The organism is Acidovorax sp. NO-1, from assembly GCF_000238595.1.
Taxonomy (GTDB): domain Bacteria; phylum Pseudomonadota; class Gammaproteobacteria; order Burkholderiales; family Burkholderiaceae_C; genus Acidovorax.
The window spans coordinates 1-5,541 of the sequence record NZ_AGTS01000010.1; the positions used below are offsets into that span (position 1 = coordinate 1).

At 51.1% G+C, this 5,541-nt stretch carries 2 tRNA genes and 3 rRNA genes; all 5 read left to right on the plus strand.

The window, feature by feature from the left end:
* The first annotated feature begins 186 nt into the window (after positions 1-186).
* The 5 genes from KYG_RS00960 (at position 187) to rrf (ending at position 5,514) form a co-directional block, all read left to right on the plus strand.
* A 16S ribosomal RNA gene (locus KYG_RS00960) occupies positions 187-1,719 on the plus strand.
* Between the two features lie 91 nt (positions 1,720-1,810).
* A tRNA-Ile gene (locus tag KYG_RS00965) sits at positions 1,811-1,887 on the plus strand.
* A gap of 32 nt (positions 1,888-1,919) precedes the next feature.
* Positions 1,920-1,995: transfer RNA gene (locus tag KYG_RS00970), tRNA-Ala, on the plus strand.
* 382 nt (positions 1,996-2,377) lie between these two features.
* Positions 2,378-5,256: ribosomal RNA gene (locus KYG_RS00975) — 23S ribosomal RNA — on the plus strand.
* A 145-nt stretch (positions 5,257-5,401) separates the two neighbouring features.
* Positions 5,402-5,514, plus strand: a 5S ribosomal RNA gene (rrf, locus tag KYG_RS00980).
* The 16S, 23S and 5S rRNA genes sit together here with 2 tRNA genes alongside, the layout of an rRNA operon.
* The last annotated feature ends 27 nt before the right edge of the window (positions 5,515-5,541 follow it).

Consider the following 5,541-nt stretch of genomic DNA (forward strand, 5'->3'; position numbering starts at 1 on the left):
AAGACGCAACGTCTTGTGAGTGATCCGGTTCATTAAAAACATACAGCCGATAAGCGTGGGCGTTTGATGGCGAGTGCCAAGTTCTTTGGAACTAGTGCTTAGCACTACAAACGCTCATGAGAGAGAAGTGAAGTTCACTTCAATTCTTAATTATGAGTTGCTCGAAAGAGCGAAAAAATCAAGATCGAACTGTAGAGTTTGATCCTGGCTCAGATTGAACGCTGGCGGCATGCCTTACACATGCAAGTCGAACGGTAACAGGTCTTCGGATGCTGACGAGTGGCGAACGGGTGAGTAATACATCGGAACGTGCCCGATCGTGGGGGATAACGGAGCGAAAGCTTTGCTAATACCGCATACGATCTACGGATGAAAGCAGGGGACCGCAAGGCCTTGCGCGGACGGAGCGGCCGATGGCAGATTAGGTAGTTGGTGGGATAAAAGCTTACCAAGCCGACGATCTGTAGCTGGTCTGAGAGGACGACCAGCCACACTGGGACTGAGACACGGCCCAGACTCCTACGGGAGGCAGCAGTGGGGAATTTTGGACAATGGGCGCAAGCCTGATCCAGCCATGCCGCGTGCAGGATGAAGGCCTTCGGGTTGTAAACTGCTTTTGTACGGAACGAAAAGACTTCTTCTAATACAGGAGGTCCATGACGGTACCGTAAGAATAAGCACCGGCTAACTACGTGCCAGCAGCCGCGGTAATACGTAGGGTGCAAGCGTTAATCGGAATTACTGGGCGTAAAGCGTGCGCAGGCGGTTATATAAGACAGATGTGAAATCCCCGGGCTCAACCTGGGAACTGCATTTGTGACTGTATAGCTAGAGTACGGTAGAGGGGGATGGAATTCCGCGTGTAGCAGTGAAATGCGTAGATATGCGGAGGAACACCGATGGCGAAGGCAATCCCCTGGACCTGTACTGACGCTCATGCACGAAAGCGTGGGGAGCAAACAGGATTAGATACCCTGGTAGTCCACGCCCTAAACGATGTCAACTGGTTGTTGGGTCTTCACTGACTCAGTAACGAAGCTAACGCGTGAAGTTGACCGCCTGGGGAGTACGGCCGCAAGGTTGAAACTCAAAGGAATTGACGGGGACCCGCACAAGCGGTGGATGATGTGGTTTAATTCGATGCAACGCGAAAAACCTTACCCACCTTTGACATGTACGGAATCCTTTAGAGATAGAGGAGTGCTCGAAAGAGAGCCGTAACACAGGTGCTGCATGGCTGTCGTCAGCTCGTGTCGTGAGATGTTGGGTTAAGTCCCGCAACGAGCGCAACCCTTGTCATTAGTTGCTACATTTAGTTGGGCACTCTAATGAGACTGCCGGTGACAAACCGGAGGAAGGTGGGGATGACGTCAAGTCCTCATGGCCCTTATAGGTGGGGCTACACACGTCATACAATGGCTGGTACAGAGGGTTGCCAACCCGCGAGGGGGAGCCAATCCCATAAAGCCAGTCGTAGTCCGGATCGCAGTCTGCAACTCGACTGCGTGAAGTCGGAATCGCTAGTAATCGCGGATCAGAATGTCGCGGTGAATACGTTCCCGGGTCTTGTACACACCGCCCGTCACACCATGGGAGCGGGTTCTGCCAGAAGTAGTTAGCCTAACCGCAAGGAGGGCGATTACCACGGCAGGGTTCGTGACTGGGGTGAAGTCGTAACAAGGTAGCCGTATCGGAAGGTGCGGCTGGATCACCTCCTTTCTGGAAAACCGCATTCAAAATTGAACGCCCACACTTATCGGTTGTTGGAACAAGCCGCAGACTTGCGAAGACATTCGCAGGAATGTGGAATGGGTCTGTAGCTCAGCTGGTTAGAGCACCGTCTTGATAAGGCGGGGGTCGTTGGTTCGAGCCCAACTAGACCCACCAAATTCCAATGGACGGATACGTGAGAGGACACTGGGGGATTAGCTCAGCTGGGAGAGCACCTGCTTTGCAAGCAGGGGGTCGTCGGTTCGATCCCGTCATCCTCCACCAACACCCAACACTTCGGGACTTCAACACCAAAGCTGCTTTGCAAAAGGCTGCTTTGTTGTTGATCAATATCGATTGATCAATCGGCTGTTCTTTAAAAATTCATAGAGTCGAAATCAGAGTTGCCAGGGGAAACTGCACATTCGTAAAGGTTTAGTGCAGACCGTGCCCCTGGTGACGAATTTTTGATTGCGTCAAAACGAATGTTCAATGAGCAAACGTGATTGCGAAAGCGATTGCGAAGTAATTTGAACTCAGTAATGACGAATATTTCTTGATAGTGATATCGAGGAATTATTCACATTACGGCATAACGCGTCAGGTGAAAGACCTGACAAGTCCTTGAGATGATGGCGATATCTTGAAAGAGATGTCAAAGTTATAGGGTCAAGTGACTAAGAGCATGTGGTGGATGCCTTGGCGATTACAGGCGACGAAAGACGTGATAGCCTGCGATAAGCTTCGGGGAGCTGGCAAATAAGCTTTGATCCGGAGATTTCTGAATGGGGAAACCCACCTCGCAAGAGGTATCGCATGATGAATACATAGTCATGCGAGGCGAACCGGGTGAACTGAAACATCTCAGTAGCTCGAGGAAAAGACATCAACCGAGATTCCGAAAGTAGTGGCGAGCGAAATCGGAAGAGCCTTCTAGTGATAGCACGACTGTTAGCAAAACGGAATGGAAAGTCCGGCCATAGCAGGTGATAGCCCTGTATGCGAAAACAGACGTGTGGTACTAAGTTAGAGAAAAGTAGGGCGGGACACGAGAAATCCTGTCTGAATATGGGGGGACCATCCTCCAAGGCTAAATACTCGTAATCGACCGATAGTGAACCAGTACCGTGAGGGAAAGGCGAAAAGAACCCCGGGAGGGGAGTGAAATAGATCCTGAAACCGCATGCTTACAAAAAGTAGGAGCCCGCAAGGGTGACTGCGTACCTTTTGTATAATGGGTCAGCGACTTACATTCAGTGGCAAGGTTAACCGAATAGGGAAGCCGTAGAGAAATCGAGTCCGAATAGGGCGAATCAGTCGCTGGGTGTAGACCCGAAACCAAGTGATCTATCCATGGCCAGGATGAAGGTGCCGTAACAGGTACTGGAGGTCCGAACCCACTAGTGTTGCAAAACTAGGGGATGAGCTGTGGATAGGGGTGAAAGGCTAAACAAACTTGGAAATAGCTGGTTCTCTCCGAAAACTATTTAGGTAGTGCCTCAAGTATTACCTGCGGGGGTAGAGCACTGTTTAGGCTAGGGGGTCATGGCGACTTACCAAACCTATGCAAACTCCGAATACCGCAGAGTACAGCTTGGGAGACAGAGCACCGGGTGCTAACGTCCGGACTCAAGAGGGAAACAACCCAGACCGCCAGCTAAGGTCCCTAAAATTGGCTAAGTGGGAAACGAAGTGGGAAGGCTAAAACAGTCAGGATGTTGGCTTAGAAGCAGCCATCATTTAAAGAAAGCGTAATAGCTCACTGATCGAGTCGTCCTGCGCGGAAGATGTAACGGGGCTAAGCCAGTTACCGAAGCTGCGGATGCACAGTTTACTGTGCGTGGTAGGAGAGCGTTCTGTAGGCCTGTGAAGGTGTCTGGTAACGGATGCTGGAGGTATCAGAAGTGCGAATGCTGACATGAGTAGCGTTAAAGGGGGTGAAAAGCCCCCTCGCCGTAAGCGCAAGGTTTTCTACGCAACGTTCATCGGCGTAGAGTGAGTCGGCCCCTAAGGCGAGGCAGAGATGCGTAGCTGATGGGAAACAGGTCAATATTCCTGTACCGATCAATAGTGCGATGTGGGGACGGAGAAGGTTAGCTCAGCCAACTGTTGGATATGTTGGTTCAAGCCTGTAGTCGTGCCTGGTAGGCAAATCCGCCGGGCTTAGATGAGGGGTGATAACGAGTCTGCTTGCAGACGAAGTGAGTGATACCCTGCTTCCAGGAAAAGCCACTAAGCTTCAGCTATTGACGACCGTACCGCAAACCGACACTGGTGCGCGAGATGAGTATTCTAAGGCGCTTGAGAGAACTCAGGAGAAGGAACTCGGCAAATTGATACCGTAACTTCGGGAGAAGGTATGCCCCAAGTAGGTGAACCTGTACAAGGCGAGCCCAACGGGGTTGCAAAAAATCGGTGGCTGCGACTGTTTAATAAAAACACAGCACTCTGCAAACACGAAAGTGGACGTATAGGGTGTGACGCCTGCCCGGTGCTGGAAGATTAAATGATGGGGTGCAAGCTCTTGATTGAAGTCCCAGTAAACGGCGGCCGTAACTATAACGGTCCTAAGGTAGCGAAATTCCTTGTCGGGTAAGTTCCGACCTGCACGAATGGCGTAACGATGGCCACACTGTCTCCTCCTGAGACTCAGCGAAGTTGAAATGTTTGTGATGATGCAATCTCCCCGCGGAAAGACGGAAAGACCCCATGAACCTTTACTGTAGCTTTGTATTGGACTTTGAACAGATCTGTGTAGGATAGGTGGGAGGCTTTGAAGTGAGGACGCTAGTTCTCATGGAGCCAACGTTGAAATACCACCCTGGTGTGTTTGAGGTTCTAACCTAGGTCCATTATCTGGATCGGGGACAGTGCATGGTAGGCAGTTTGACTGGGGCGGTCTCCTCCCAAAGCGTAACGGAGGAGTTCGAAGGTACGCTAGTTACGGTCGGACATCGTGACGATAGTGCAATGGCATAAGCGTGCTTAACTGCGAGACTGACAAGTCGAGCAGATGCGAAAGCAGGACATAGTGATCCGGTGGTTCTGTATGGAAGGGCCATCGCTCAACGGATAAAAGGTACTCTGGGGATAACAGGCTGATACCGCCCAAGAGTTCATATCGACGGCGGTGTTTGGCACCTCGATGTCGGCTCATCTCATCCTGGGGCTGTAGCCGGTCCCAAGGGTATGGCTGTTCGCCATTTAAAGAGGTACGTGAGCTGGGTTTAAAACGTCGTGAGACAGTTTGGTCCCTATCTTCCGTGGGCGCTGCAGATTTGAGGAAGCCTGCTCCTAGTACGAGAGGACCGGAGTGGACACACCTCTGGTGTATCGGTTGTCACGCCAGTGGCATTGCCGAGTAGCTAAGTGTGGAAGAGATAACCGCTGAAAGCATCTAAGCGGGAAACTCGTTTCAAGATGAGATCTGCCGGGGCCTTGAGCCCCCTAAAGAGTCGTTCAAGACCAGGACGTTGATAGGCTGGGTGTGGAAGCGCAGTAATGCGTTAAGCTAACCAGTACTAATTGCTCGTGCGGCTTGACCCTATAACTTTGATAGCCAACACGCTCTCAGCGTGAAGCTCAAAGTCTGTTATGCCAAGTTAGACGCAGTCAAAATACAAAAAATCTGATTCCAGACTCTATGAATTCGCCGATCTGCCTCAAAACAGCAGATCAGCAACCCTTTATGCCTGATGACCATAGCAAGTTGGTACCACTCCTTCCCATCCCGAACAGGACAGTGAAACGACTTTGCGCCGATGATAGTGCGGGTTCCCGTGTGAAAGTAGGTCATCGTCAGGCTCTTACAGCCCAAAAAACCCCAGTCAA